Consider the following 4,331-nt stretch of genomic DNA (forward strand, 5'->3'; position numbering starts at 1 on the left):
GGTGGAGCCGTCGGTGCTGGTGGCGATCGTGTAGCCGCCGGTGTTCCAGCCGGTCTGCTCGCCGCCCAGCGCGGCGTGCTTGATCACGAAGGACGACACGTTCCGGGCCGAGCCGAGGTCGACGGTCAGGGTGTGCGGCGTGCCGCCCGTACACCATTTGCTGTTGTCCTTGATCTGGCCGTCCACCGCCTTGGCAGCGGTCTCCGCGCTGCCGCATTCGGCCGAGCCGCTGGTCGCCGTCCTGCCGAGGGCCAGGTTCGGGCCGAGGTCGGGCTCGGCGGCGGGCTGGGTGGCGCCGTCGCCGAAGCTGGGCGGCACGTCGCCGGATCCGGTTCCCCACGACGAAGGCGAAGTTCCCATGACGTACGCGATGGTCCCGCCGGAGGCGATGTCGGCGTACCGAAGGTAGTTGTGCGTCGTCGAGGTTCCGTTCACCGACAGCGACTGAACGTATTTGCTGGTGGCGCTGCCACCGGAGATGGTCAGGTCGCGGATCCGCACGCTCGGGAAGAGTCCGCCGTGCACGGCCAGGGTGTCCGCACCCGGCGTGACCGGGTAGAGGCCGAGCGCCGCCCACACGTACCAGGCCGAGGTGGCACCCAGGTCGTCGTTGCCGGGCAGGCCGCCCGCACCGGTGGTGAACGACTCGCTCATCACTCGCCGCACCGAGTCCGACGCTCCCGCGGGCTTGCCGGCGAAGTTGTAGGTCCACGGCACCCCGTGCTCGGGCTCGTTGCCGACGTAGAAGTAGGGCAGCGACAGCCCGCCGTTGAGCTGGGTGAAGTGGTCGTCGAGCCGCTGGACCGCGGTGCCCCGCCCGCCCATCAGGGTGATCAGCGCGCCCAGGTTGTGCGGCACCATCCAGGTGTACTGGGCGGCGTTGCCCTCGACGTACGGGTTCTCGGTGGCCGGGTTGAGCGGCCAGGGAAAGCTGCCGTCGCTGTTGCGGGTGTGGATGTACGCCGACTCGCCGTTGAAGATGCTCCGCCAGTACTGGGAGTGGGCGGCGTAGGTCGCGGCGGCCGCGGTGTCACCGACGGCGGCGGCGAACCGGCTGATCGCGAAGTCGCTGGACGCGTACTCCAGGGTCTCCGACGGGTTGCCGCCGATGTAGTGCTGCGCCTCGTAGGTGCCCTCGTTGCCGCGCAGGACGTACCCCTGGGTCGCGCCGCCGGTGGCACTTTTCTTCATCAGCGCGAGGGCGGCCGCGGTGTCGAAGTTACGGACGCCGAACGCGTACGCGCTGCCGACCACGATCGGGCCCGGGTCGCCGGGCATCACGAAGTCCTCGATGCTCTGCTGCGACCATTTCGGCAGCAGCCCGCCCTGCTGCCCGTCGAGCACCATCGACTTGACGATGTCGGTCATCACGTCCGGCGCGATCATGGCGACCAGCGAGGCCCAGGACCGGTAGATGTCCCAGCCGGAGTAGTTCTGGTAGATCGGGAACGCCGAGCTGTGCACCGAACCGTCGAAACCCATGTACTGCCCGTTGGTGTCGCTGGAAATGTTCGGGTTCATCAGCACGTGGTAGAGCGCGGTGTAGAACTTCTGCAGGTCGGTGCTGCCGCCGCCGGTGACCTGTACCCGGTTGAGCGCGGTGTTCCAGGCGGCGTTCGCGGCGGCCCGCACGGTGTCGAAGGCGCCGGCCTCCACGGTGGCGTTGTTCTGCGCGTTGGCCACGCTGACGAACGAGATGCCGACGGTCGCGTTCACCACCGCGTCGGTGCTGGTGTCGAACGTGACGTAGGCGCCGGTCTGGGTGCCGCTCGCGGAGGCGGAACCGGCCGAGACGGTCGAGCCGCTGAACGTGCCGAAACCGGTCGGCGTGCGGTCGAACAGAATCGAATAATAGATCTTGAAGGTACGGCCACCGCAGAACCCGCCGGCGGTGTGCTCGCCGTAGACCCGGTTGCCGCTGACCGTCACGTTGCCGGCCCGGTCCCCGGTGGCCGAGCGGCTGTCGTTGATCAGCACTCGCGCGGTCGTGGTGGCCGGGTAGGTCAGCCGCAGCGCGCCGGTGCGGGTGGTGGCGCTCAACTCGGCGGTCACGCCGTACCTGTCGAGCTTGTTCTTGTAGTAACCGGGCGCCGCGGCCTCGTTGGTCTTGGTGTAGGCGCTCGCGTAGGACGTCCAGGCCGAGCCGGGCGAGGAGCCGAGGTTGCCGGTGATCGGCAGGATCGGCAGGTCCTCGTTGTTCGGGCAGCCGGCCCCGTTGAAGTGGGTGAGGCTGAACGATTCGATCGTGCGGTCCCGGTCGCGATACCCGGACGGCGAGCCGGTCGGGGTGTCCGGGCTGAACTGGGTCATGCCGAACGGCACGGTCGCGCCCGGGTAGGTGCTCCCGCCGGCGCCGCCGCCGACCGGGTTCGGCGAGTTGGAGTCGTCGGTGCCGACGAGCGGGTTGACGTACTGGGTGAGGTTGGGGTCGGCGGCGAGCGCCGGCTCCGGAACGGCGAGGACGACGGCGCTGAGGAGGATCGCCGCGGCCAGGGAACGGATCATGGGAGCGTCCCTTCATCCCAAGTGCTGGGGATGACAACGTTGTCGCTACCAATCCATGTATGTCAATGCTTTGTGGTTCCGGAACCGGCACGTTGCGGGACGGCCGCAGGCTGGCAGGATCGACCCATGAGCAGCACCACCACCGCCGCCCGGGTGGGCGGCCCCGGCACGATCCTCTCCCCCGACGAGGTCACCGCGTTCGTCGTCGCGCAGCTCGCCGAGATCGACTTCGACGGCCGCAGCGTCTGCGTGCTCGTCCCCGACGCCACCCGGGTGTGCCCGCTGCCGCTGCTGGTCGGCGCGGTCCACCAGGCACTGCACGGCCGGGTCTCGAAGCTGACCGTGCTGATCGCGCTCGGCACCCACGGCGCGATGAGCGACGCCGCCCTGGCCGCCCACGTCGGCGTCTTCCCCGGCGTCGAGGTGCGCAACCACGAGTGGTGGGAGCCGTCCACGTTCGCCAACCTCGGCACCATTCCCAGCTCCCGGATCGAGGAGCTCTCCGACGGGCGGATGACCGGCGACGTCGAGGTGCTGCTCAACCGGGCCGTGGTCGAGCACGACATCGCCCTGGTCGTCGGGCCGGTGCTGCCGCACGAGGTGGTCGGCATGTCCGGCGGCAACAAGTACTTCTTCCCCGGCGTGGGCGGCCAGAAGATCATCGACGTGTCGCACTGGCTCGGCGCCCTGATCACCTCGGCCGAGATCATCGGCACCACGTCACTGACGCCGGTGCGCGCGCTGATCAACGACGGCGCCGCGCTGATACCCGCCGACACGTACGCGTTCTGCGTGGTCACCGCCGACACGCAGGAGCCGGCCCTGCACTCGATCTCGTTCGGCGACTGCATCTCGTCCTGGGCGAGCGCCGCCGAGATCAGCGCCGCCACCCACGTCACCTACCGGGACGCCCCGGTCCGCCGCGTGCTGTCCCTGGTGCCGCGGATGTACGACGAGATCTGGACCGGCGCCAAGGGCTTCTACAAGGTCGAGCCGATCGTGGCGGACGGCGGCGAGGTCATCCTGTACGCCCCGCACATCACCGAGATCGCCACCAGCCACCCGCAGATCCACGAGATCGGCTATCACTGCCGCGACTACTTCGTGAAGCAGTGGGACACCTTCTCGCACGTGCACTGGGGGGTGCTCGCCCACTCCACCCACCTGCGCGGCGCCGGCACCTTCGACCCGGCGACCGGCGAGGAGCGGCTGCGCGTCGCCGTCACCCTGGCCACCGGCATCCCCGAGGAGGTCTGCCACGCGGTCAACCTGGGTTACCGCGACCCGGCCACGATCGACCCGGCCGCCTTCGCAGCCGACCCGGACACCCTGGTCGTCCCCCGGGCCGGCGAGGTGCTCTTCCGCCTCCGCTAGAGATCTTTCCGGGCCGCGGCCCCGCCAATTCAAAAGGACAGGACTCCAGCCCAGACTTCCTGGAAACGGAGGGCGGGACGCTTCCGAGCGGAAGATCTTTCGGTACGGGCCGGCTCACTCCCGTGACACTCGGTCCCGGCAGGTGCAACCCACCCTCCGCGCGCCCGCTGCGGGCGGGCCCGGCCCAAGCGCGCAACCGCCGGCAGCTGGGTCAGACGCGATCTTGTGGACTTTCCGCGCGGACAGAGCAACAAGTCCACAAGATCTGCGATGCCGGGGCGCCACGACGTGGCATCGACCGGTCACCGCCGGGGCGAATACTCATAAAACGCCCTCACCTCAGAGCAGAGCGGGTATGGGTGAGCAGCGCGAGGCGTTCCCGCGCGTGCGTATTTCGTTGCGCGAGAGTCGCGGCACGTGCTGGTGTGGCCCGCTGCTTGCGGGGTGGCGGC

General features: G+C 69.5%; 2 protein-coding genes. One reads left to right on the forward strand and one right to left on the reverse strand.

Annotated features, from left to right (window positions below; all coding sequences use genetic code 11):
* Window positions 1–2,505: GH92 family glycosyl hydrolase (locus tag Ato02nite_RS50875; RefSeq protein WP_213013955.1), on the reverse strand; the 2,505-nt coding region annotated here is incomplete at its 3' end.
* A 126-nt stretch (window positions 2,506–2,631) separates the two neighbouring features.
* Between Ato02nite_RS50875 and Ato02nite_RS50880 the strand changes: the two genes are divergently transcribed.
* On the forward strand, window positions 2,632–3,879 hold the full coding sequence (locus tag Ato02nite_RS50880) for a lactate racemase domain-containing protein (RefSeq protein WP_213013956.1): 1,248 nt from the start codon (window positions 2,632–2,634) through the stop codon (window positions 3,877–3,879).
* The last annotated feature ends 452 nt before the right edge of the window (window positions 3,880–4,331 follow it).

The sequence above is a fragment of the Paractinoplanes toevensis genome, from assembly GCF_018332695.1.
GTDB lineage: Bacteria > Actinomycetota > Actinomycetes > Mycobacteriales > Micromonosporaceae > Actinoplanes > Actinoplanes toevensis.

What these genes read in the sequence shown, in the direction of transcription:
- Ato02nite_RS50880 (WP_213013956.1), top strand. Translation starts at nt 2,632, where the DNA reads ATGAGCAGCACCACCACCGCCGCCCGGGTGGGCGGCCCCGGCACGATC.